Annotated in this window: 21 protein-coding genes; 3 read left to right on the top strand and 18 right to left on the bottom strand. The window is 51.8% G+C overall.

Annotated features, from left to right (window positions below; translation table 11 throughout):
- Position 1 precedes the first annotated feature (1 nt).
- Positions 2 to 91: a K(+)-transporting ATPase subunit F gene (gene kdpF / locus AC1ROI_RS20100; RefSeq protein ID WP_007899818.1), complete on the bottom strand. Its 90-nt coding sequence runs from the start codon at positions 89 to 91 to the stop codon at positions 2 to 4.
- Positions 92 to 487: 396 nt separating this feature from the next.
- Here kdpF and eat point away from each other — a divergent pair, with 396 nt between their 5' ends.
- Positions 488 to 1,852, top strand: a complete 1,365-nt coding sequence (gene eat, locus AC1ROI_RS20095) for an ethanolamine permease (protein WP_010461641.1) — start codon at positions 488 to 490, stop codon at positions 1,850 to 1,852.
- Positions 1,853 to 1,977: 125 nt separating this feature from the next.
- Complete coding sequence (locus tag AC1ROI_RS20090; protein WP_010461642.1) at positions 1,978 to 2,145, top strand: DUF2897 family protein; 168 nt, start codon at positions 1,978 to 1,980, stop codon at positions 2,143 to 2,145.
- 92 nt (positions 2,146 to 2,237) lie between these two features.
- Here the strand turns inward: AC1ROI_RS20090 and AC1ROI_RS20085 are convergent, their stop codons facing one another.
- Both AC1ROI_RS20085 and AC1ROI_RS20080 read right to left on the bottom strand, forming a co-directional pair.
- Positions 2,238 to 3,089, bottom strand: a complete 852-nt coding sequence (locus AC1ROI_RS20085) for an urea carboxylase-associated family protein (RefSeq protein WP_077747932.1) — start codon at positions 3,087 to 3,089, stop codon at positions 2,238 to 2,240.
- Positions 3,090 to 3,104: 15 nt separating this feature from the next.
- Entirely contained in the window at positions 3,105 to 3,758 is a 654-nt protein-coding gene (locus tag AC1ROI_RS20080) for a GntR family transcriptional regulator (protein ID WP_102594026.1), read from the bottom strand.
- 176 nt (positions 3,759 to 3,934) lie between these two features.
- On the opposite strand from AC1ROI_RS20080, the gene AC1ROI_RS20075 reads away from it, so the two are divergent.
- Entirely contained in the window at positions 3,935 to 4,492 is a 558-nt protein-coding gene (locus tag AC1ROI_RS20075) for a TetR/AcrR family transcriptional regulator (RefSeq protein WP_102594025.1), read from the top strand.
- On the opposite strand, the gene fabF is transcribed toward AC1ROI_RS20075, so the two are convergent.
- The 15 genes from fabF to AC1ROI_RS20000 form a co-directional block, all read right to left on the bottom strand.
- The gene (gene fabF, locus AC1ROI_RS20070; RefSeq protein WP_102594024.1) at positions 4,489 to 5,763 is read right to left on the bottom strand and encodes a beta-ketoacyl-ACP synthase II; all 1,275 of its coding nucleotides are present in this window, start codon (positions 5,761 to 5,763) and stop codon (positions 4,489 to 4,491) included. The two genes, AC1ROI_RS20075 and fabF, sit on opposite strands and share 4 nt — an antisense overlap.
- 32 nt (positions 5,764 to 5,795) lie before the next feature.
- Positions 5,796 to 6,590: an SDR family NAD(P)-dependent oxidoreductase gene (locus tag AC1ROI_RS20065; RefSeq protein ID WP_102594023.1), complete on the bottom strand. Its 795-nt coding sequence runs from the start codon at positions 6,588 to 6,590 to the stop codon at positions 5,796 to 5,798.
- 195 nt (positions 6,591 to 6,785) lie between these two features.
- Entirely contained in the window at positions 6,786 to 7,121 is a 336-nt protein-coding gene (locus AC1ROI_RS20060; RefSeq protein WP_102594022.1) for a ComEA family DNA-binding protein, read from the bottom strand.
- 304 nt (positions 7,122 to 7,425) lie between these two features.
- On the bottom strand, positions 7,426 to 9,279 hold the full coding sequence (locus AC1ROI_RS20055) for a hypothetical protein (protein ID WP_102594021.1): 1,854 nt from the start codon (positions 9,277 to 9,279) through the stop codon (positions 7,426 to 7,428).
- A 227-nt stretch (positions 9,280 to 9,506) separates the two neighbouring features.
- Positions 9,507 to 11,501 (bottom strand): polysaccharide biosynthesis protein, encoded by a 1,995-nt coding sequence (locus tag AC1ROI_RS20050; protein ID WP_102594037.1) that lies wholly within the window; start codon positions 11,499 to 11,501, stop codon positions 9,507 to 9,509.
- 102 nt (positions 11,502 to 11,603) lie between these two features.
- Positions 11,604 to 12,629 (bottom strand): MraY family glycosyltransferase, encoded by a 1,026-nt coding sequence (locus AC1ROI_RS20045; protein WP_102594020.1) that lies wholly within the window; start codon positions 12,627 to 12,629, stop codon positions 11,604 to 11,606.
- A gap of 2 nt (positions 12,630 to 12,631) precedes the next feature.
- On the bottom strand, positions 12,632 to 13,594 hold the full coding sequence (locus AC1ROI_RS20040; protein ID WP_102594019.1) for a UDP-glucose 4-epimerase family protein: 963 nt from the start codon (positions 13,592 to 13,594) through the stop codon (positions 12,632 to 12,634).
- Positions 13,594 to 14,847, bottom strand: coding sequence for a glycosyltransferase family 4 protein (locus AC1ROI_RS20035; RefSeq protein WP_102594018.1), 1,254 nt, complete (start codon positions 14,845 to 14,847; stop codon positions 13,594 to 13,596). Before AC1ROI_RS20035 ends, AC1ROI_RS20040 begins: the two co-directional genes overlap by 1 nt.
- 14 nt (positions 14,848 to 14,861) lie before the next feature.
- Entirely contained in the window at positions 14,862 to 15,992 is a 1,131-nt protein-coding gene (gene wecB, locus AC1ROI_RS20030) for a non-hydrolyzing UDP-N-acetylglucosamine 2-epimerase (protein ID WP_102594036.1), read from the bottom strand.
- A gap of 23 nt (positions 15,993 to 16,015) precedes the next feature.
- On the bottom strand, positions 16,016 to 17,134 hold the full coding sequence (gene wbjC / locus AC1ROI_RS20025) for a UDP-2-acetamido-2,6-beta-L-arabino-hexul-4-ose reductase (protein WP_102594017.1): 1,119 nt from the start codon (positions 17,132 to 17,134) through the stop codon (positions 16,016 to 16,018).
- Positions 17,135 to 17,137: 3 nt separating this feature from the next.
- On the bottom strand, positions 17,138 to 18,172 hold the full coding sequence (locus AC1ROI_RS20020; protein WP_102594016.1) for a polysaccharide biosynthesis protein: 1,035 nt from the start codon (positions 18,170 to 18,172) through the stop codon (positions 17,138 to 17,140).
- Positions 18,173 to 18,204: 32 nt separating this feature from the next.
- On the bottom strand, positions 18,205 to 18,987 hold the full coding sequence (locus AC1ROI_RS20015) for an AglZ/HisF2 family acetamidino modification protein (protein ID WP_102594015.1): 783 nt from the start codon (positions 18,985 to 18,987) through the stop codon (positions 18,205 to 18,207).
- Position 18,988: 1 nt separating this feature from the next.
- On the bottom strand, positions 18,989 to 19,603 hold the full coding sequence (hisH, locus tag AC1ROI_RS20010; protein WP_102594014.1) for an imidazole glycerol phosphate synthase subunit HisH: 615 nt from the start codon (positions 19,601 to 19,603) through the stop codon (positions 18,989 to 18,991).
- Entirely contained in the window at positions 19,600 to 20,736 is a 1,137-nt protein-coding gene (locus AC1ROI_RS20005) for an N-acetyl sugar amidotransferase (RefSeq protein ID WP_102594013.1), read from the bottom strand. The genes hisH and AC1ROI_RS20005 overlap by 4 nt, the downstream gene beginning before the upstream one ends.
- A gap of 21 nt (positions 20,737 to 20,757) precedes the next feature.
- Positions 20,758 to 21,813 (bottom strand): acyltransferase family protein, encoded by a 1,056-nt coding sequence (locus tag AC1ROI_RS20000; protein ID WP_102594012.1) that lies wholly within the window; start codon positions 21,811 to 21,813, stop codon positions 20,758 to 20,760.
- Between the last annotated feature and the right edge of the window lie 9 nt (positions 21,814 to 21,822).

The raw sequence follows: 21,822 nt of genomic DNA, 5'->3' as shown, positions 1-21,822 counted from the left end.
CCTAGTTCCGGTCCGCGCGCAACAGCGCAACCAACAGATAAATGAACAGCCCCACTGCCAATAGCAGTGACACCCCGTCCAGAACGCTCATGGAAGTTCTCCGTGTTACGGCGTATTGCCGCGTGTGGAGCCATTGTCGGCAGGGAGGCTGTAAAGGAACGAGACCGAGGGGTGTGGCGGGGCATAAAGAATGCGTAAAGAGTGGGTTTATGCCTTCGTTACGGCGGTGTCCGAGCGGGCCCCTTCGCGGGCAAGCCTCGCTCCTACAGGTCCGTGGAGCGCTCGCCCTTGTAGGAGCGAGGCTTGCCCGCGAAGACGGCAGAACACACGACAACGCCCCCAACTAGCGCACCAAAATGCATGCATCCAGCACCGTACATCCCCGATACGACACCTTTTTACGCTTTACGACTGCTATCACAACACTGGCACGCCCACTGCAAACGCCTCCCCCCGACGCTTTTCAAACCGTTCAGGGAGCAAACGCATGAACACACAACTCAAACCCACGCTGGGCACGTTGCACCTGTGGGGTATTGCGGTCGGACTGGTGATTTCCGGTGAGTATTTCGGCTGGAGTTACGGCTGGGGCGTGGCCGGAACACTCGGGTTCCTGGTGACCTCGTTCATGGTCGCCACGATGTACACCTGCTTCATCTTCAGCTTCACCGAACTGACCACGGCGATTCCCCATGCTGGCGGCCCCTTTGCCTACAGCCGCCGCGCCTTTGGCGAGAAAGGCGGATTGATCGCCGGGTTGGCGACGCTGATCGAGTTCGTCTTCGCCCCGCCGGCAATTGCCTTGGCTATCGGCGCTTACCTGAATGTGCAATTCCCGGCCCTCGACCCGAAGCACGCAGCGGTCGGCGCCTACATCGTGTTCATGGGCCTGAACATTCTCGGCGTGAAACTGGCCGCCACCTTCGAGTTGATTGTCTGCGTATTGGCCGTGGCGGAACTGCTGGTGTTCATGGGCGTGGTCGCTCCGGCGTTCAGTTTCAGCAACTTTGCGCTCAATGGCTGGGCCGGTTCCGATGTGTTCGGGGCGCCGGCGATTGCCGGGATGTTCGCGGCGATTCCTTTCGCCATCTGGTTCTTCCTCGCCATTGAAGGCGCAGCAATGGCCGCCGAAGAAGCCAAGGATCCGAAACGCACGATTCCCAAGGCCTACATCAGCGGCATCCTGACCCTGGTATTGCTGGCCATGGGCGTGATGTTCTTTGCCGGCGGCGTCGGCGACTGGCGCACCCTGTCGAACATCAACGACCCGCTGCCACAAGCCATGAAAACCGTGGTCGGCGAAAGCTCGGGCTGGTTGCACATGCTGGTGTGGATCGGCCTGTTCGGCCTGGTGGCGAGTTTCCATGGGATCATCCTCGGCTACTCGCGGCAGTTCTTCGCCCTCGCCCGCGCCGGTTACCTGCCGGCGTCGCTGGCCAAACTGTCGCGCTTCCAGACACCCCATCGGGCGATCATTGCCGGCGGCGTAATCGGTATCGCGGCGATCTACAGCGACGGTTTGATCAATCTCGGTGGCATGACGCTGACCGCGGCGATGATCACCATGGCGGTGTTCGGCGCAATCGTGATGTACATCATGAGCATGCTCAGCCTGTTCAAGTTGCGTAAAACCGAACCGAACCTGGAGCGCACCTTCCGCGCGCCGTGCTACCCGCTGGTGCCGATGATTGCGCTGATCCTGGCGGTGGTGTGCCTGGTGGCGATGGCCTGGTTCAACACGTTGATCGGCTTGATCTTCCTCGGCTTCATGGCGGTGGGCTTCGTGTACTTCATGCTCACCGCGCAATTGCGCGCGGATGCACCGGCCGACGCGATGTTGACCGGACTCTGAATGGTCTCAGGTGTTACCGACAGATCAGGCATAGAATGGAACCACCGCGATATGAAATCGCTCAAAGTGGTATGCACGATCGATTGGCGAAACCCGCCAATCGGCCTGCCCTCAAGGAGAGCCCTATGCCCTGGTATGCCTGGTTGATTCTGGTCGTTGCAATCGGCTCGATCGTTGGTGGTTTGATGATGCTGCGTGACACTGCCAACAAGGTCGAACTGACCGAAGAGCAACGTAAACGTGTCGCGGAACGCAACGCGGAAGCGGACGCCAAGGATGCGCAGGACCGCTAAAAAACTGCTGAACAGCTTCTGTAGGAGCGAGGCTTGCCCACGAAGGCGATCTCAGGGACGCCTTCGCGGGCAAGCCTCGCTCCTACGTCCGATTATTTTTCCCAGTCGGCCTTGGCGATGTGCAAGCCATGCAGCCCTTTATACGCAGCACGTTCAGGCTGGCTCCAGCCCTCGAGCAATGAATCCTCCAACCGATAAATCTCCACGCCCAGCGGGCGACAGACGCTGAGCGGATCCTGCGCATCAGGCCCCCACATGGCCAGTGACAGGTCCCCTCCCGGACAGGTCGACAGCGCACACAGCAGATCGATCTCGGCAAAGAACTCCAGGTAATCGCCCTTCTGCGCCGGACAGGCCTTCATGAAGTACATGTCGTCGTGGTTCAGGCCCGTACACTGAAAAATGTTCAGCACGTCATGCACGTCGAACTCGGTCAGGCCATGGGGCAACACGGCGCGCGTCAGGTTGGAGTGGCAGTGATGATGGAAGTCCTCGCCGGTGAGCATTTTGTTCACATAGGGATCGCAGCGCGTACCCAGCAAATCGTGCAAACGCCCCCCATGTTCATCGATGCCGTAATCGGCCAGGCTGTCGTCGGTGATGGTCACCAGCGGCCGTAAAAAAGGCAGGTTCGACCAGAGCCGGTCATGGGTGCTGACATGGGCGCCCTGCAGTTGCCGGGTCCGCGCCGCCCACAAACGCTCGCGCGGGTCGTTGGCGTTCCAGACGTTGAAGTCGCCGACTTGCGGGCCGACCGGCGTGGTCACACGAAACACGTGCCCGGCCGGCACGTTCCAGGCGCGACCGGTGCGGATCGGCACTTCAAACTGCTCGATCAGCGTGCGGCCTTCCCTGGTGTCGCGAATCCGTTCGTAGAAGGCTTTGTCCACCTGCAAGGCCGAGCCTTTGCTGACTTGATAGGCCGCCGGATAGTCTTTGTACATGACACACATCCTCGATCAGTGATGGGGGGTTGGGGCAAGCATTTGCAACAGAAGGTGTTCAGAGTCATCGAGGTAAGCGCTCATGGCGTCTGCGGCGGCGCGCTTGTCGCCCTCAGCGAGAAAGTCATGGATCTGCCGGTCACGAGCCAGCCAGGGCGCCTGAAAACGTGATTCATCGGGCGCGGCGCAGAACGCCAGGCGCAGTTGCGCAACAACGTTGGTGAAAAACTCATCGAACAATGGGCTGCGCAGCAACCCGACGATGTGTTGATGAAACGCCAGGCTGTGGGTGCCGACGGCGCGCCAGTCCTCGCGTTCCCGGGCCAGCTCGGTGGCCTCCAGCGCCTCGAGCATCCGGCCCGATTGATCATCGCGCAATGGCGGGCTCACGCTGATGGCTTGCAGTTCCAGGGTACGCCGGACCTTGAACAAATCCCGAACATCATCCTGACCCAGCTTGCGCACCATCACGCCCTTGTTGCGCACGTAACGGGTCAGTCCATCCTGCCCCAGGCGGTGCAACGCTTCACGAATGGTGTTACGGGAGGCGTTGTAGGCAGACACCAATTCGTTTTCCACCAGCGCCATACCAGGCAGCAGGCGACCGCCTATGATGTCGGCGCGCAACTCCAATGTGATGTGATCGGCCAGGGACAGTCCACTGTTCATGCTCATCGCCTCGTGATTGTTCAACAATCGGCAGCTGACAAGTAATCACTATTCGTGCCAGCTGAATCGATGCGGCAGGACGAAGTTGGTCGCATCTGCATGCTTTTTAGAAGTAGAAGTACAGTCACCATCCCATTTTCATTGGTTAAGATGGCGCATTGTTGCGGAGATTTCAGATGCGTTACTCGCAGGACCATAAAGCCCAGACCCATCAACGCATCATCAAGGAAGCATCGGCGCGATTTCGCCGCGACGGTATTGGCGCGACCGGCCTGCAACCCCTGATGAAAGCGCTGGGGCTGACCCACGGCGGGTTCTACTCGCATTTCAAGTCCAAGGACGAACTGGTGGAAAAGGCCCTGCAGGCCGCCGGCGAACAGTGCGACGCCATCTGTGCCGAGCTGTTCGCGCAGGAGCACCCGCTGGAAGCATTCATCGACACCTATCTGTCTGAATGGCACCAGACGTCACCCGATCAGGGTTGCCCGCTGCCGACCATGTCCTCGGAGCTTGGCTTGCGCGGACAACCCAGTCCGACCTCTGACGTGGTGCTCAATTCGAGGCTGCAACAAGTGCAAGGCACGCTTGAAGGCGAAGATGCCGCCGACCGCAGCATCTTCATTATGTCGGCCCTGGTCGGGGCGTTGTTGCTGTCGCGCAGTGTCGAGAATCAGGAGATGGCCCAGCGGATTCTCGACGTGACACGCGAATTTCTCAAACAGCCCTGGGATTAATCCTGCCAGCGTTTGAAGAGCACGCTGGCATTGACCCCGCCAAACCCGAAGCCATTGGACAGTGCATATTCGATCGCCATCGGCCGCGCCTGACCGTGGACGATGTCCACGCCTTGCGCCGCCGGGTCCGGGTTTTCGAAATTGAGGGTGGGCGGCACGACTTGATCGCGGATCGCCAACAGCGTGAAGATCGCCTCAATCCCGCCCGCCGCCCCCAGCAAATGCCCGGTGGCGGACTTGGTCGATGTCACCGCGATCTTGTTGTCCGAACCGAACAATGACTTGATGGCCGCCAATTCTCCAAGGTCCCCAACCGGGGTCGAGGTGGCGTGAGCGTTGAGATGCTGCACCTGTGCGGCAGAAATGCCCGCCTGGGCCAGGGCCAGCGACATTGCCCGACGCGCGCCGCTGCCATCTTCGGGGCCGGCAGTCAGGTGATAGGCATCGGCACTGGTGCCGTATCCGACCAGTTCGGCCAAGGGCTGAGCCCCACGGGCAAGGGCATGTTCAAGCGATTCGATCACCAGAAGGCCAGCACCTTCCCCCATCACGAAACCATCACGACCACTGTCGAATGGCCGAGAGGCACGCTCCGGGGTGTCGTTGTAACCACTGGACAAGGCACGCGCAGCCGCGAAGCCGGCGAGGCTGACCCGATCGATCGCGGCTTCCGCGCCCCCGCACACGGCGATATCCGCCTCGCCACAACGAATCAGCCGCGCCGCATCGCCAATCGCCTGGACCCCGGCCGCGCACGCTGTCACCGGAGCACCCAGCGGGCCTTTGAAACCATGCTGGATCGACACATGACCGGCCGCGAGGTTGACCAGAAAGGAAGGAATGGTAAATGGCGACAAACGTCGCGGACCGCGGCTGTCGGTTGTACGGACCGCATCGGCAATTGCGCCGAAACCACCCACGCCCGAGCCGATAATCGTCGCGGTGCGCTCCTGACCATTAGCGTCTTGCGCTTGCCAACCGGACTGCTCCACCGCCTGGCGCGCGGCCTCCATGGCAAACATAATGAAGCGGTCCATTTTTTTCTGCTCTTTGGGCGGCGTCGCCCGGTCCGGGTCGAAACCCGCCTCGGGATCTTCCGTCATGGAGAGCACCGCGCCGCCGACCTTGGCCGGCAGATCAGCGACCACTTCGTCAGGCAACTGACGCAACCCGGAGCGTCCAGCCAACAGGCGCCCCCAGACCACCTCGACATCGCTACCCAGCGGGGACACCAGGCCCATGCCCGTTACAACCACTCGACGATTACTCATACCGCAATTACCTCAAGCCGATTGAAGACGCCTCACTTGTAACGCGTGGCGGCCGTACTTTTGGAAAGATTCGGGGCCATCACCAGACGAGCTTTTACAAAGTCATCCCACTCGGAGGCGTTCGGCAACGATGGAATGGTGATCAACTCACCCTGGTCCAGACCGGACAATGCCGCATCGACCATCTCCCCGGCTTCCATCACCATGTCTGCGGGAATCTGAGCAGCGTCGATACCGGAGCGCTCCCAGATTTCGGTGCGTGTTACGCCTGGCAACACGGCCTGGACCTTGACCCCGGTACCGTCCAGTTCCGCGTTCAACGACTGCGTCAGACTTAACACATAAGCCTTGCTCGCGCTGTAAGTCGCGTTGAATCGCTCAGGAAACAACGCCACTACCGAGGCGATATTGATGATCGTGCCACGGCCAGCCTTTGCGAAAGCGGCGGCCGCTGCCGATGCCAGGCGCGTGACGGTGGTGACGTTGAGCTGGATCAGCTTTTCCATCTGGTCCATGTCGGAATTGGCCAACAGACCATCCGTTGCGACACCGGCATTGTTCAGCAGCAGGCTGATACTCGAATCGCTGCGTAGACGCTGTTCGAGCTTCAGAACGTCATCTTTTTGTGTGAGGTCTGCCTTGAGTACTTCGACCTGGACACCATGCTCGGCGCGCAACTTGCTCGCCGCTGCCTGCAAGCGTTGCTCGTCGCGAGCGACCAGCAACAGATCAAAACCACGCGCCGCCAAACGCTCAGCGTAGATGGCGCCGATTCCGGAGGAGGCTCCGGTGACGAGGGCGGTTCCTTGGGTTTGGACAGAATTCATTAGCGTGCTCCTGGGAGGATGCGATTGGAAGATGAGCGTCTGCTTTGGCGGACTCAGGAATTATTATAGGCATAATCCAAAGACAATATGATAGTCGTAATTTTTTACATGCCGATAGAAGGCAAGCCGCCGTCCTTAACGCCAAAATGCAAAAAGGCCGGTCAATGACCGGCCTCTTGGGCGTTTATCTAAAGCTTAGTTCACTTCCAGCTTCTCGCGGTTCTTATCCAGAATCGCCTTGCCTATCCCCTTCACTTCCAGCAGCTCGTCTACGGACGAAAAAGGCCCATTACTGTCACGATAAGCAACAATCGCCTTGGCTTTGGCCTCCCCAATACCGGATAGCTCACGCTGCAGCGTCGGTGCATCAGCTCCATTGAGGTCGACTTTGCCAGACAGCGCCTTAGGCGCGACTTCCAGCGCAATAGGTGCGTTACCAGCCTCAGACTTTGCCGCAGGCGCGGCGATGGCAGCAATAGAGGCGCTGGTCAGTAGGGCGAAAACCAGAGAGTAGAAATAGCCTGTACGCATAAATGAAGCTCCATGACATCGATTGAGAAAGCAGCTTTTCCGAAGCTGCCTTCCAAACTTAGGTCATGACGTGAGCCTGTCAAAAATGTATCAGTTACCAAATATATACCTATCATGCACCCAACAAGCGCGCCCGAGTAATACAAGCATAGCGGCTTGTATGGTTCAGATCAGGTTCACTGCGACATCGGCGTATTCGTTTAAGCTAACCGAACTGGCTTGAAAATGAGCTAGCCTTGAGCCTTGCTTCAGATCACGGCCTCATCTTTTCATCAGATATGTCGCTGATACTGAGCTCTAAGAATCAATTCCTGCTTTCAATACACGCCTTGATCGACGTGTCGAGATTTTTAATAGGTTTCAATAACTGTTGCGCCGGACGCTGATCGAACCCTCCCGCACCTTTGGCTGTTTTCCAAGAGCCCACCACCTCATAATCTGAAGGCTTAGCTCCGAAGCTGGATACCAGATTATCAGAAAGACTTCGTGGGCCTTCAGGCTCAGTTAGAAGCCAAGCCGCAGCCAACTGGTCACAGCGGACCCTCTTCAATGCTTCACTTGCCATTTTAAAACTACCTGGATAACCGCCGATCATCCAAGCCTGTCCAATACTGGTTGCACCCATCGCGTAAAGCATCCCTGGTGATTGTCCACTCAAGTCAATTACCGGGGTACCAGGCTGAAAGCCTGCCTGTAAGGCAGCACTCCTGGCTTCTATCAAGTAACCCGCATATTCCTCAGACAAAACAAGGGTCGTGCCAACTTCCCCTACTTCTACTGAGTAAGAGTTCAATCTCAACGGCTGTGTTTGCCTATACGGCGACTCCATCCCCGCTTGCACCAATACAACTACAATCAGCTGAGTAGCCAACGCGAGTGGCGCGAGGATAAGAACTGTTTTTTCACCGCGCAATGCTGGGGCTAACAGGACCAGCCCACTTAGCAACCAAAAAAAACCAGCTAAGCTGCCCACTTGCCAGTAGTTGTTATTGGTACCAAAGGCATAAATATATGGAAATAATGCAAACGCCAACGCTATAAAAAAACGGGAAAGAGATGAATCCAGAAAAAACCGATGTCTACAAAAGCAGATTCCCAATAACAGCATTGACGACGGAATCGCCAATATCAACAACCCATGAAAATTGCTGTATTCCAGCTTGACAATATACTCACCGGTTAACACCGCAATTACCGCACACGACATCAGGAACGCAAAACAGAGTCCTGACAAACGGCTAACTCTGTGACTAACATATAAAGAAATCGGTACGACAAGAGAAACAAGCAGTGCTATGCGAAAAAGCAGTACATCTTGTTGAGTCAGCAAAAAATCGTCAACCCTCAATATTTGTGCAACTGTATGTCCGCCTCCTATATAGTCAACGAAAACCATCGCTCTTTGAATCCGCCCTACGAACGAGACTACAGAACCATCAATCAGCAGCGCACTTAAAAGCAACAAAAATAACACGACAGCAGAACAAAGCAACATCAAGCGGACGTTGATTTTCCTTGCGAGCAACAAACAAATAAAAACACACACCACGAGGGAAGCGGCACTACTAGGTTTGGCCATAAAAACTAACCATCCACCAACTCCGATAAATACCCAACCAGCAATGCTTTCTTTATCTATCTTCGCCTGCGCCGAAAACAAACCTGCCGCCACTATCAGTAATGCTTGAAAATTCAGGCTGTTATAACTAGGAGAAAGTACCCATACGCTAAAAAAAACCAGGCCACCCACTGCAAAACCAAAAGACATTGCCAGTCGCTGAATGTAGCCAGCGATATTATTCGAAAAAAACTCTTTCAGAATCTTATCAACCAGCAGCCAACTCAAAGCCAGAGTGAGCAATACATTAAACATCCGCAGCCGTACAACATCTCCTCCAAAAAGCAGATAAAATGGATGATAAATAAATCCAAACTGCGATAACGACCAGTCATATAGTCGTGGTGTTGCCACCCATACCAAATAGAAGCTTTCGTCAGTAAAGTCAAAGCCATATTGACTGTAAACCATCAGCCAAACAAGAATACTGATGGCCCCAACGACAGTAAGTGCAACCAAACAATATTCAGTAATCGTCGGGCGGTTTACCGCGTTAGGTTCAGGAATCGCCAAATCGGAAACACCGCCGTGAATACTCACAAACTGCCTCAGCCTTTATTCATTGTACCAACCGAACACAACTCGCTTCGATATCATGGTATTAATTTTAAAGAAACCACAAATGCTCTGTAAACAATGCAATTGCGTGCATCTAGACAAAACAAGTCATTATCAATTCCAGCAAACCGAGCGACTCATCATTTCAAAAAAAACGCCCGCAGGGATTGCGGGCGTATCTCTTAAATCAGCGCTCACCGAACACATATCTAAGGTTCAAGCCTACGCTGCTGATATATCCAATCAACAATCTCTCCATCAGGCGCATAACCACTGACGGTATCACGCAACAATTGTCGCACCCTTGAATAGTCGTCTTGTTCTACCGCAGCTAGTAAATCAGTCAGCTTGGCCTTAAGCACATCCCAGGACAAGTGATCTTCGTTCGCTGTCATTATCATGGGATGCTTGGTCGCCTCTACGTTATCGCCAATCAATAACTCTTCATAGAGCTTTTCGCCTGGACGTAACCCCGTAAACTCGATAGCGATGTCACCGTTTGGATTTTTTTCCGATCGAACGCTCAAGCCTGAGAGGTGGATCATCTTTTCTGCAAGCTCAACAATTTTAACAGGCTCCCCCATATCCAGGACAAACACGTCTCCCCCCTGTCCCATCGACCCGGCTTGAATCACCAACTGCGCCGCTTCGGGAATAGTCATGAAATAACGTGTAATCTTCGGATGAGTAACCGTTAAAGGTCCGCCTGACTTGATTTGTTTGTGAAAAAGCGGAATGACCGAGCCAGAAGAGCCCAGAACATTTCCAAATCGAACCATCGTAAAACGAGTTTTGTTGACCCGCGAAACCTTGGATTTGTCTCCGAACAAAACCGGCGCAATTTCACGACTTAACGCCTGCAACGTTAGCTCAGCAAGCCGCTTGGTGCTGCCCATTACATTCGTTGGACGCACGGCCTTATCAGTGGATATCAACACAAAGTTAGCAACGCCCGCCTGCAATGCAGCTTGCGCAGTGTTGAGCGTCCCCATGACATTATTCAGCACGCCTTCAGCAATATTGTGTTCGACCATAGGCACATGCTTATAAGCTGCTGCGTGATATACCGTATCAATGCGCCAGGTCTTCATGACATCCAGCAACTTGGCCTGATTACGCACGGAGCCCAATATAGGCAATAGCCTTACCGATAACGACTCACGGCTTATGCGCTGCTCCAGTTCTGCCAAAATGCAATAGAGATTGAATTCACTGTGGTCGAATAAAATAAGGGTGGTTGGCGACTGCGCGAGAATCTGCCTGCACAGCTCTGAGCCGATTGAACCGCCCGCGCCGGTTACGAGGACGGCTTTATCTTCAATGCAGTGCTCGAGCAAATCTTCCTGCGCTGGCACAGCATCACGACCTAACAAATCAGCGATGTCGACTTCTTGAATGTCATCTACTTTCACCCTGCCACTCGCCAGGTCCATGAAGCCAGGTACGCTGCGCACGTGCAATGGATAGCCTTCAAGGAAACCAAGAATCTCGCGACGCCGACCACGGGAAGAGGAAGGAATCGCAAGCAGTATTTCTTGAGCACCTGTAGCGTGGATCATCTGCTCGATGTGTCGAGGCTTGTAAACCTGCAGACCCGAGATGACCCGATTTGAAATGCTGTCATCATCATCGATAAAGGCGACCGGCCGCATGACGCGGCCCATCCTTAACGCAGCTACCAGCTGGTTACCTGCAGCCCCTGCACCATAAACCGCGACTCTCGGCAGACCATCGTCACGATTTGTAAAAGGGACGTGCTGGGCAGCCGAAAACCAGTCACCGAGGAAGTACTGCCGCATTGCCAGGCGCAACCCTCCGATCATCACCAGGCTCAACCACCAGTAGTTGAAGATGATCGAACGCGGCACCACGTTTTGGTGATTGCTATACCAATAGACAATAAAGCCTAGGATTAATGAAGAAAGACTCACAGCCTTGATGATTGCTATAAGCGCATCATTGCCAAAATAGCGCATCACCGCGCGATACATACCAAATCGAATGAACAGCGGAATCGCTACCAGCGGAGCGCTTACAAAAAGCCAGGTGTGTGTAGTGATGGGATTGATCATTTCATCAATCCCCAGACGCACGACAAACGCCAGCCAAAGTGCCATCCATACCAGGACTACATCAGCCAGCACCTGAATCAGTCGTTTCTGACGGCGCGGCAGCCCCAGCAACAACGCACGCAATCGATCCATAAACGCTTCAAACACCTTGTACCGCTCCTAAACTGACATCACTCGATCATTGTACATATTCGCTCGCAGCCGGCACCTTCTAAATCAGGCACCCAAACTGGATCACGCGGCTGTAGTCACTTCGAGCTGGCCTGCATGAAATTTCAAAGCAAGGATAATCAGCGGAACGTAGGCGATAATTACCCCCCAAGCACCGTCCAGGCCGAGTTGCGTCACAGAGTAGGCCACAGGCAACAGCCAAAACAGATTGATGGCGCCGACAGCCAGTGTTACAGGTAGATGCTTACCAAATCGACGGGAAGCGAACTGATAGGCATGGCTACGGTGAGCCTCATAGACCTTATCGCCACGAAGCAATCGACGTATCAAGGTAAACGTTGCGTCGACTATGAACACGCCTAGCAGGATCACCCACGCCCAAAATAAATCCGAGGAAACCCAAGCAGCCTGGAGCGACAGAACCCCCAATGCAATGCCTAGAAACCCGCTCCCTGCGTCCCCCATGAATATCCGTGCAGGCGGGAAATTCCAGTACAGGAATCCGACTACTGCCGCAGCGAGTATCAGCGGTCCCCAGATCAGGGCCGGGGCGCCGCTTAGCCCATAAAGCAGACAAGCACCAAGGCAAGCACACAATGCCTCAACACTCGCGATACCATCAATTCCATCCATGAAGTTGTACAGATTCAGCAGCCAGACTAGATAAATCGCAGCGAGAATATGTCCAAACCAATGCAGTTCCAGACTGATACCGAACAAGGTAACGGGAGGAAAGCCACCCAACCAGGCCAGAGCCCATATGCCGGCGCCGAAATGACCCAACAGACGCCAACGGGCGGCGATGTGCCCGTGATCATCCATAAAACCAATAACAGCTAGCAGCGCCCCTGCACCGCCTACCGCGATTAACTCCTGCCAAGGTACCAGACCGAACATACCGAAAACTGGAAGCGACGCCAGAAAGGTAACCACGATCGCCACCCCGCCGCCGCGCGGCGTTGGTATCGTATGTGAACTTCGTGCATTAGGGATATCGATGATGCTTCGAGCCAATGCATACCGTCGCAGAGCACCAGTCAACAAAAAAGAAAGAACGGCAACTGCCGGTACCAGCCACAAGTAGATCATTGTTATTGATGTTCCCGAAAATGCTTAGCTGTATTCGCCAACGCCTCATCAACACTTAGTGGGGGCGTCCAGCCTAAAAGATTACGAGTCTTGGTAATATCGACCTGCAACGACCCGCACAGTCGCTGAGAAAGCCCTTTTTTACCCAATAGAGTGGCGCCACTCTGAAGTATCCAACTCGGTACCGGTATGAGTCGAGCTGGCTTGTTGAGCGCCTTCGCCATCTTGCTCAGCAACGCGGTAGTGGACAAATCCTCTCCATCGCTCACCAGAAAGGTCTGGTTTGCTGCGGCTGAATGATCGATGCACGTCAATACCAAGTCCACCAGATTATCAAGCGCGACCAGACTTCGACTGTTATAGATCGCTCCAAAAGGCAGAGGAACCCCCTTGTCCAACCAGCGCATCATATTGAGGAAGTTGGCTTTTACGCCTGGTCCATAGACCAGCACCGGGCGGATAATAACCACATCCATCGCAGTTTCCGCCGCCAGTTCGCGAAGGCCCTGCTCGGCTTCCATTTTCGAAATGCCATAAGGGTCCACGGGGGCAGGAACATCATCTGCACCGTAAGCAGTACCAGGAACTGTCCCTTCCCCATTTACCTTGATTGAACTGATGAAAATGAAGCGTCGTACACCTGCGGCGGCGCTTTGTCTGGCGAGATTCAACGTTCCCTCAACGTTTACTTTACGGAACGCTGCCAACGGATCGGCTTCTACATCATTCATGACATGCACCCGAGCCGCGGAGTGAATCACTATGTTCGACCCGTTCAAGTGTTCTTCCCAACGTGTAACGCCATCGAAGGACTCGATACATACCTTCGAAACCCCATTGATGGGCACTCGTGACTCGTCTCGAACAGCAACCACTACAGAGTGTTTGTTCTCGTGATGTAACCGTTTGAGAATGGCTCCCCCGACGAAACCTGTCGCCCCAGTCAGTAAAATGGTTTGCTGCATCAGCGGGTGGCCTTTCGTAGGGTGGCGTTGCGGAAAAGATCTTCAAGCCTGGCTAAAAGAAGAGGTTTGGAGTAGTTGCTCAAATAATACTGACGACCGGATTGCCCCATCGCTTTCAATTTAACCGCGTCCGTCTTCGCGAGTGCCAAGGTAATGCTCGCAAGCCCACTGGCGTCGCCGGATGCACAAGTAAAACCCGCTCCAGAATCATCAATCACTCTAGCGGCCTCGCCATTGATCATCCCCAACAGGGGTCTGCCCGATGCCAGATAGGCTTGTACTTTTCCAGGTATGGTTTTTTCAAATACGTCATTGGTTTTGAGGGAAACGAGCAAGGCATCCGCACTTGCAAACAAGCCTGGCATCTCTTCCAAAGGATGCCTCCCCAATAGCAATACGTTATTCAAGCCGCGGGAGTGAACTTGTTGACTCAACCATTCGCTCATTCGTCCATCGCCAACAATTACCCACCGCATTACGACTTTATCGCGCAACTCCTCAGCAGCATCCAACACCGCTGGAAGATCTTGCGCTTCACCGAGATTGCCCGCGAACACAACCGTGAATACCGTGTTGTCACGAGGCAACAAAGTCGAATCGTGAGCTGCAGATGAAGAAAAATCATCTTCCGCCCAGCTTGGAAAATAGACCATTCGTTGAGACGCTATGTCCTTCGTACAATATTTTTTGACGTTCTCGAAGAAACCATGTGACTGCAGAAGTAAATAATCAGTGCGATTGTAAATCCATGACACCATTTTTCCGACCATAGACAGTAAAGCGGGGTGTTTGAGGACCCCTACCGCTCTCAGTGTCTCCGGCCAAAGATCGAGTACCCAGACAAACACCGGTGCTTTCTTTATGCGCCCCATCACCAGCGCTGGAATGGCAGCCATGATCGGCGAAACGGCATAAACGAATACCGCATCAAATTTTTCGCCACGCAGTTTAAAAGCACCAATCGTCGAGGCACTTGTGAAGAAACTGAAATAATTCAATACCAAACTAATACTGCGCTTGCCTCGCGCGAGCATAGGCACTCTGACCACCTTGGCATCAAAGTAATGGTTAAAGCGCCCCGGCGACGCTTTATATTCTTCAAACACCTTACCTTCGGGATAATTAGGTAAACCAGTCAACACGGTGACCGAATGTCCTTTTTCGGTAAAGTCGCGAACTAAATCGTTGATACGCATATTTTCTGGCCAAAAATACTGCGTGACCACCAGGATCCTCAATTTACTTTCAGGCATGATCACAACTCGAATTAGTAACGCTTCCAGACGACCCGATTAACATAATCAGTATAACTGTGTACGATCCTTGCCACTTTCTCAGAAACATTGGGCATGCTGTAGTCCGTAACCAGACGCAAAGTACGCTCTCTACCAGAAGCCTGCGTTTCGAGAATCATCAACCCTTGCAATACCCGCTCAACCTCGAGTCCCACCATCATCACAGCGGCCTCTTCCATACCCTCTGGACGCTCGTGGGCTTCGCGAATATTCAGCGCTGGGAAATTGAGAATCGAAGACTCTTCATTGATCGTCCCGCTATCGGAAAGCACTGCTTTGGACTCAAGTTGAAGTTTATTGTAGTCCTTGAACCCCAACGGCTTGAGGAGCTGAACATTCTCATGAAATACGATACCCATTGCATCGACACGCTTCTGGGTACGCGGGTGAGTAGAAACAATGACAGGAAAACCAAATTTCGTTGCAACCGTATTTAGAACATCGACCAATTTTAGAAAGTTCTTGTCAGAGTCAATATTTTCTTCGCGGTGTGCACTCACTACAAAAAACTTACCGGATTCGAGCTCCAAACGCTGCAATACATCCGACGCCTCGATACCATCGCGGTAATGATTCAAGACCTCGAACATCGGGCTCCCTGTCTTGATCACCATGTCGGGCGACAGACCTTCTTTGAGCAGGTAATCGCGCGCAATGGTGCTGTAGGTTAGATTAATGTCAGCCGTATGATCTACGATCCGCCGATTGATCTCTTCGGGTACCCGCATATCGAAACAACGATTACCCGCTTCCATGTGGAACGTTGGAATCTTGCGTCGCTTGGCAGGGATAACCGCCATGCAGCTATTGGTATCACCCAGCACCAGAAGAGCTTCAGGTTGAACAGACGCGAGCACACGGTCCACCGAGATAATCACGTTCCCGATCGTTTCCGCGCCGCTGCTACCTGCCGCATTGAGAAAATGATCCGGTTTGCGAATCCCCAGGTCCTGGAAAAATATTTCGTTCAGCTCATAGTCATAATTCTGACCCGTATGGACGAGTACGTGCTCACAGTACTTATCCAGCGCGGCGATGACTCGTGACAAACGAATGATCTCAGGGCGAGTGCCAACGACGGTAACGATTTTCAACTTCTTCATTGCGATGCTCATCCCTAATTCAATCAGGCCTGGGTGCCCACAGGCATAGTGTATGTGTCTGGAAGCTCACGATCAAAAATCTCGTTCGCCCATAACATCACGATCATTTCATTCTCACCAACATTCGTGATGTCGTGGCTCCAGCCAGGTACAGTTTCAACAATTTCCGGTGTGTCCCCATCAGTGAAGAGTTCGTAGAACTCGCCCGATGCTATGTGGCGAAACCGGAAACAGGCCTTGCCCTTGATAACGAGAAATTTTTCTGTTTTGGAGTGATGGTAATGGCCGCCTCGGGTAATGCCTGGATGGGCAGTAAAATAAGAAAACTGGCCAGAATCCTTGGTTTTAAGCATCTCGACGAAGACGCCACGATCATCTCCATATTTAGGAACTTCGTAGGTGAAATCTTCAGGGGGTAAATAGCTGAGATAGGTAGAATACAGTGCGCGAACCAAACCGGTCCCCACACGTTCCGTGATCATCGACTGTCGACTTGTCTTAAACTCATGGAGCTGAGCTGAAAGCTCACCTACTGTGGTTGAATATTGAGGATCAACGACGACATATGGATCACCAGATTGCTCACCATCCATGACAGCGACAAAGCATTTAATGACGTCATCGATATAAACAAGCGAAATCTTGGCGTCAGCATCATTTATGCTGATAGGTAGTCCATGCGCGATGTTGTGACAAAAGGTCGCGACGGCGGAGTTATAATTAGGTCGCGCCCACTTCCCAAATACATTTGGCAATCGAAATAAATGTACGCGACTGCCGTTTTGGTTGGAAAGATTTAGTAGCGCTTCTTCGGCATCTCGTTTACTAGAGCCATAATCATTATTCAATTCAGCTTGAATTGAAGATGTGTAAAGCAAAGGAATGGCGCGACCTGTGGCAGCAACAGCAGCGCATAGGGCCTGCGTTAAATCCGTATTACCAACTTTAAACTCTTGAACGTTTTGAGGACGATTGACACCGGCCAAGTGGAAAATAAAATCCACCTTTGATACGAGTGAATGCAGGCTGGCAATATTGTCTTCGCGACAGAACCGCACCACCTCGACGTCTTTTCGCTCTTTCAGATGAGCAACGAGGTTTTTACCGACGAACCCGTTGGCACCGGTGATCAATACTTTCATGCCTTATTCCTCGGGAGTCGCGTGTTCGCCGCGCTGAATCGCACGCATGAAATCCAGTTTGAGCAGCAAGTTCTGCATTCCTTCAACGTCAAGGCGTTCGGTGTTATGCGAGTTGTAATCTTCCATAGTGGAGATTTTCTCTTCGCCTTGCTCAACAAATTTACTGTAATTCAGATCTCGCAAATCAGGAGGTACACGGAAGTAGTCACCCATATCTTCTGCGCAAGCCATCTCTTCCCGGCTCAACAGCGCCTCGTAAAGTTTTTCTCCATGGCGCGTTCCGATGATCTGGATCGGATGTTCGGGCTGCCCAAGCATTGCCGTCAAGGCGCGAGCAAGCGTTTCCACTGTTGCTGCAGGCGCCTTCTGAACGAAAAGATCACCGTTATTACCATGCTCAAAAGCATACAGAACCAGATCGACAGCATCCGCTAACGTCATCATGAAACGAGTCATGTTAGGGTCTGTAATTGACAAGGATTTACCCGCACGAATCTGCTCGATAAACAGCGGGATAACTGACCCACGGGATGCCATGACGTTCCCGTAGCGAGTGCCACAAATGACAGTTTTGGTCTCATCCACATTGCGGGATTTGGCGACCATCACCTTTTCCATCATGGCTTTAGAGATGCCCATCGCATTGATGGGATAAACGGCTTTGTCGGTACTTAAGCAAACGACTCGCTTAACTTCATTCTGTATCGCTGCTTCCAAGACGTTATCAGTACCGATGACATTGGTTTTTACTGCTTCCATCGGGTGAAACTCACAAGATGGAACCTGCTTAAGCGCTGCGGCGTGAAAAATATAATCAACGCCACGGGTCGCGTTTAGAACGCTCTGATAATCACGCACATCACCGATATAGAACTTCAGCTTCGGGTTGCTGTAGCGCTTGCGCATGTCATCCTGTTTCTTTTCGTCCCGACTAAAAATACGAATTTCAGCAATATCGGTATCCAGGAAACGCTTTAAAACAGCATTACCAAAGGACCCGGTGCCACCGGAGATAAGAAGCTTTTTTCCACTAAACATAATGTCCTACCCTTGCCGCGAACCAGGCGATGTTACTTAGTTCGTAGAGCTGAATAAATTAATTCGTCTTTCTGTTGTGCACTTGGGTAGCTAATCAATACTGCACGATAGCTCCCTTTAAACACAAAGAAGCTACCTGCTGCAACACCCACAACACCACAAGCGGCGACTACGCTGCGCATATCCTCAAGCGACCCGCCGCCACCCAGAACGGTGATCGGTATGTGAACCGCCTCGCGTAGTTTAACGGCAAGGTCTATGTCGTAGCCTTTCATACGACCGTCGTTGTCGATGGAGTTGATCACGATCTCGCCCGCTCCAAGTTTTTCTACCTCGAGAGCTACGTCCAATACACTACGTTTGGTATTTCGAGTGCCATTGTGGGTCCATACATCGCTGGACTTACTAAGCAAACGTGACTTGTGGTCAAGGACGACGACAACGCTTTGGCTACCAATCTCTTCTGCAATTTGTGTGATTAAGCCAGGATTCTCCAGCGCCGCAGAACTGATCGCTACTTTTTCCACGCCTAAGGCAATAATTCTTTTGGCTTGCTCAGCCGTCCGAATACCGCCGCCATAGCACAACGGCATCCGACACTCGGCTGCAAGCTTGGCAATTTGCTGATAGTTAGGTTCAACGTTATTAACCGTTGCATCAATATCAATGACAATCAGCTCGTCAGCTTCTTTTTCATTGAATATTTTTACGGCATTGATCGGATCGCCAACATACTTGGGATCCTTGAACTTTACTGTTTTAACCAGCCCACCATCCTGAATCAGAAGGCATGGAATTATTCGAGGTCTTAACATTTCATAGTTCCGCGAAATTTTTCAGTAGACCAACGCCGAAGTGGTGGCTTTTCTCAGGATGAAACTGCACTCCATACACATTGTCAGCTCGAACAGCGCAACTGAAATCCAGACCGTACGACGAGGTAGCAGCTATATGCTGGGCATTTAAACAATCGAAAAAAAACGAGTGAAGAAAGTAGAACCGCGATTCCATTTCAAATCCTTTGAAAAGAGCAGAATCAGACGCCGGTGTCACATCATTCCAGCCCATATGCGGCAACGCCAATGCCGAAAGCTCTGGAATTGCCTTGAATGATCTCACGCTCCCCGGTACCCAACCCAGTCCGGGTAACGAACCTTCTTCGCTGCTATCAGCTAAGATCTGCATGCCAACACAGATTCCCAAAACCGGAATTTTTTGATGCTGAACCAGCTCGTTCAGAGCAGGACGCATACCAGATGCGTCCAGTCGCTCGATTGCGTGATCAAACGCACCTACTCCCGGCAGGATCAGCTTGCTGGCGCCCTCGAGGTCACTCGCAACCTTGGCAACCGAAACAGGGATATGCAGCCGTCTGTAGACGTTAACAAAGGCCTGAATATTACCCAAGCCGTAATCTATGATCGTGATCATCTGAAGAGTCTTCTTTCCAAACCTAGTGCACTCAGGACTCGAGAACCTATTCCAATCAAGAAACGTTTGTTTTTGTAGTCAAGACAGGTCTTGTTAGGGCCTTCGAAAATGCTCTGAAGCTCCGGCACAGTCAAGTCCAGTTTATGAGCAACATACTCAAATTCGGATTTCAGGAACTGTTCATCCAGTTCTGGTTTCGCGATTCGCCCCAAGGCGGCTTCTCGGGTCATCTGGCCTGTCATAACAAGACTGGAAAAATGCGCTCGCCGCTTTTCGTAACCAAACTTGCGAGGCATCCAATAATCTTCGTAGAACCGAGTAAATCTTGATTCGTGATGTTTGTGCTGAAATTTTTTCCACCCGAACAAACGGTCGAGTGTCTCTTCAGCTTCATGCTTGATATAAGGCACCAGATTCAGTGGTCGAACAACCTGCATCCCAAGCACATAACGATAATAAATTTTATAGGAAAGTACATCGACTATAGGAAAGGTCTTGAGCTTTCGGGTACCAAAGGTGTTATGGATACCATTGATGAGTGTCTTGTCGATCCCCGGATAGGCGCCCCATTCTTCAGGCTCCTTGCAACACTCCGTAGAATAATTACCGCCGGTCAGTACATACTTAATCTTATGGGCTTTGGCAAACTTATACAGCCCAGAGAAAAAAGCAGTATCTTGAGGAATATCCTGATCTGGAACCTGAGATTTCAAAAAAGCGACCTGCAGGCTTTTCATTTCTTCCCAATTGATCACTTCGGTATAGAGATCCAGACCCAGCCCATCGACCAGCTTTTCGATATTGCCGACTGCTTGGTCTGTATTCCATCCCGCATCAACGTGAAAAAGGAGAGGCCTTAACCCAAGCTTTTCTTTTGCGACATAGACCAGATACGAACTGTCGAGACCGCCACTCAGACCTATGATGCAGTCGAAGTCCCGACCCACACCATCCTTCTTGATTTTATCCGCTATTTTCATCAACTCGGCTTCGCCAGCTGATCCGGTATTCCAGTTAGGCTGGATATTTTTTTCGAAGTTATTGCAGTATTCACACACACCATGATCATCAAACGAAATATTCGGATCCGAAGTATCCATGATGCATTTCTTGCAAATCTGATATTTACCCATCAACTTTTCCTTTCTCAAGAATTAACTAAACCGCCGCAGCGTGGTTTTTTTCAAACCGAGCATCGGTCTTTCAATACAAATCCATGACAGATAGGCAAATAGAAACGTAGCCATCATTGCCGCCAATACAAAATAGGGTGTTCCGATCCATCCGAAAAAGATGAAAGCGTTCACAATGGGCATGTGATAGATATAGACTCCATAGGAGATATCATTTTTGCCCAAAATTTTTCGTGAGAGTTCCGGTTTGGTGTATGCCAACTTGAACACTAATGCTGAAAGGGCAAGGAACGAGATGATGTTGATCTCGTTACCGACAACCCTCATACCCGCCCAATAGCAAATAACATCTACCACTGCATACACAACAACAAACAACCAAAGTGGCGCATCGATTATTTTCTTGACGAGGTCATCTCTGGTCGACATCCACGCCCCAAAAATGAACATACAGAACCATGGAAAGAAACTGACCATCAGCAACTTATAATACAATGTGTCTGATGCAACAAATGGATGCAGTACCTGACAAGCAACAAAAAATGCCATGAGAACCGCCCACATCGATCGCGACTTGCGCACGACATAGAACAATAGAGGTGTCAAAAAGTAGAACTGCATCTCCAGAGATATAGTCCAAAGGCTGCCATTTACTACGCCAACACCGAATCCACGTAAAAAATCCGGATTATAAAACTGAAACAATGTTAACTGCGCAACTGCCCATACTACAAAATCTTTCGTAATCAATGTTGACAAAGGCAGATACCCTAGCCAAATCAACATCACAACACTAAGCACAAAGCAAACCACCAGTGCCGGGTATATTCTTAACAATCTGTTTGCAAAAAAAGTTTGCATGGAACCAGAGTTTGCGTAAGAACGGTAGATGAGAAAACCGCTGAGCAAAAAGAAGATTGGCACCCCAGGAAACACGCTGACAAGCTCGATATAATAATCATCAACTTCCAGATGAATCAGCGCATGTTTCAAAGCCACTTGAAATGCAGCAACAAGCCGAATCAAGTCAAGATTATTAATGGTCAACAGCTTAGTCGGAGAGTTGAATACACTCATTGTTTCATA

It is taken from the genome of Pseudomonas sp. GW823-FHT02C02 (assembly GCF_058797635.1).
Note: the sequence above shows the minus strand (reverse complement) of the source record. Positions and strands in the feature narration are given on the sequence as shown.

Bases quoted from the DNA above. Each gene is read 5' to 3' on its own strand.
- kdpF (WP_007899818.1), bottom strand. From the start codon at position 91: ATGAGCGTTCTGGACGGGGTGTCACTGCTATTGGCAGTGGGGCTGTTC.
- eat (WP_010461641.1), top strand. From the start codon at position 488: ATGAACACACAACTCAAACCCACGCTGGGCACGTTGCACCTGTGGGGT.
- AC1ROI_RS20090 (WP_010461642.1), top strand. From the start codon at position 1,978: ATGCCCTGGTATGCCTGGTTGATTCTGGTCGTTGCAATCGGCTCGATC.
- AC1ROI_RS20085 (WP_077747932.1), bottom strand. From the start codon at position 3,089: ATGTACAAAGACTATCCGGCGGCCTATCAAGTCAGCAAAGGCTCGGCC.
- AC1ROI_RS20080 (WP_102594026.1), bottom strand. From the start codon at position 3,758: ATGAACAGTGGACTGTCCCTGGCCGATCACATCACATTGGAGTTGCGC.
- AC1ROI_RS20075 (WP_102594025.1), top strand. From the start codon at position 3,935: ATGCGTTACTCGCAGGACCATAAAGCCCAGACCCATCAACGCATCATC.
- fabF (WP_102594024.1), bottom strand. From the start codon at position 5,763: ATGAGTAATCGTCGAGTGGTTGTAACGGGCATGGGCCTGGTGTCCCCG.
- AC1ROI_RS20065 (WP_102594023.1), bottom strand. From the start codon at position 6,590: ATGAATTCTGTCCAAACCCAAGGAACCGCCCTCGTCACCGGAGCCTCC.
- AC1ROI_RS20060 (WP_102594022.1), bottom strand. From the start codon at position 7,121: ATGCGTACAGGCTATTTCTACTCTCTGGTTTTCGCCCTACTGACCAGC.
- AC1ROI_RS20050 (WP_102594037.1), bottom strand. From the start codon at position 11,501: ATGGATCGATTGCGTGCGTTGTTGCTGGGGCTGCCGCGCCGTCAGAAA.
- AC1ROI_RS20045 (WP_102594020.1), bottom strand. From the start codon at position 12,629: ATGATCTACTTGTGGCTGGTACCGGCAGTTGCCGTTCTTTCTTTTTTG.
- AC1ROI_RS20040 (WP_102594019.1), bottom strand. From the start codon at position 13,594: ATGCAGCAAACCATTTTACTGACTGGGGCGACAGGTTTCGTCGGGGGA.
- AC1ROI_RS20035 (WP_102594018.1), bottom strand. From the start codon at position 14,847: ATGCCTGAAAGTAAATTGAGGATCCTGGTGGTCACGCAGTATTTTTGG.
- wecB (WP_102594036.1), bottom strand. From the start codon at position 15,992: ATGAAGAAGTTGAAAATCGTTACCGTCGTTGGCACTCGCCCTGAGATC.
- wbjC (WP_102594017.1), bottom strand. From the start codon at position 17,134: ATGAAAGTATTGATCACCGGTGCCAACGGGTTCGTCGGTAAAAACCTC.
- AC1ROI_RS20020 (WP_102594016.1), bottom strand. From the start codon at position 18,172: ATGTTTAGTGGAAAAAAGCTTCTTATCTCCGGTGGCACCGGGTCCTTT.
- AC1ROI_RS20015 (WP_102594015.1), bottom strand. From the start codon at position 18,987: ATGTTAAGACCTCGAATAATTCCATGCCTTCTGATTCAGGATGGTGGG.
- hisH (WP_102594014.1), bottom strand. From the start codon at position 19,603: ATGATCACGATCATAGATTACGGCTTGGGTAATATTCAGGCCTTTGTT.
- AC1ROI_RS20005 (WP_102594013.1), bottom strand. From the start codon at position 20,736: ATGGGTAAATATCAGATTTGCAAGAAATGCATCATGGATACTTCGGAT.
- AC1ROI_RS20000 (WP_102594012.1), bottom strand. From the start codon at position 21,813: ATGAGTGTATTCAACTCTCCGACTAAGCTGTTGACCATTAATAATCTT.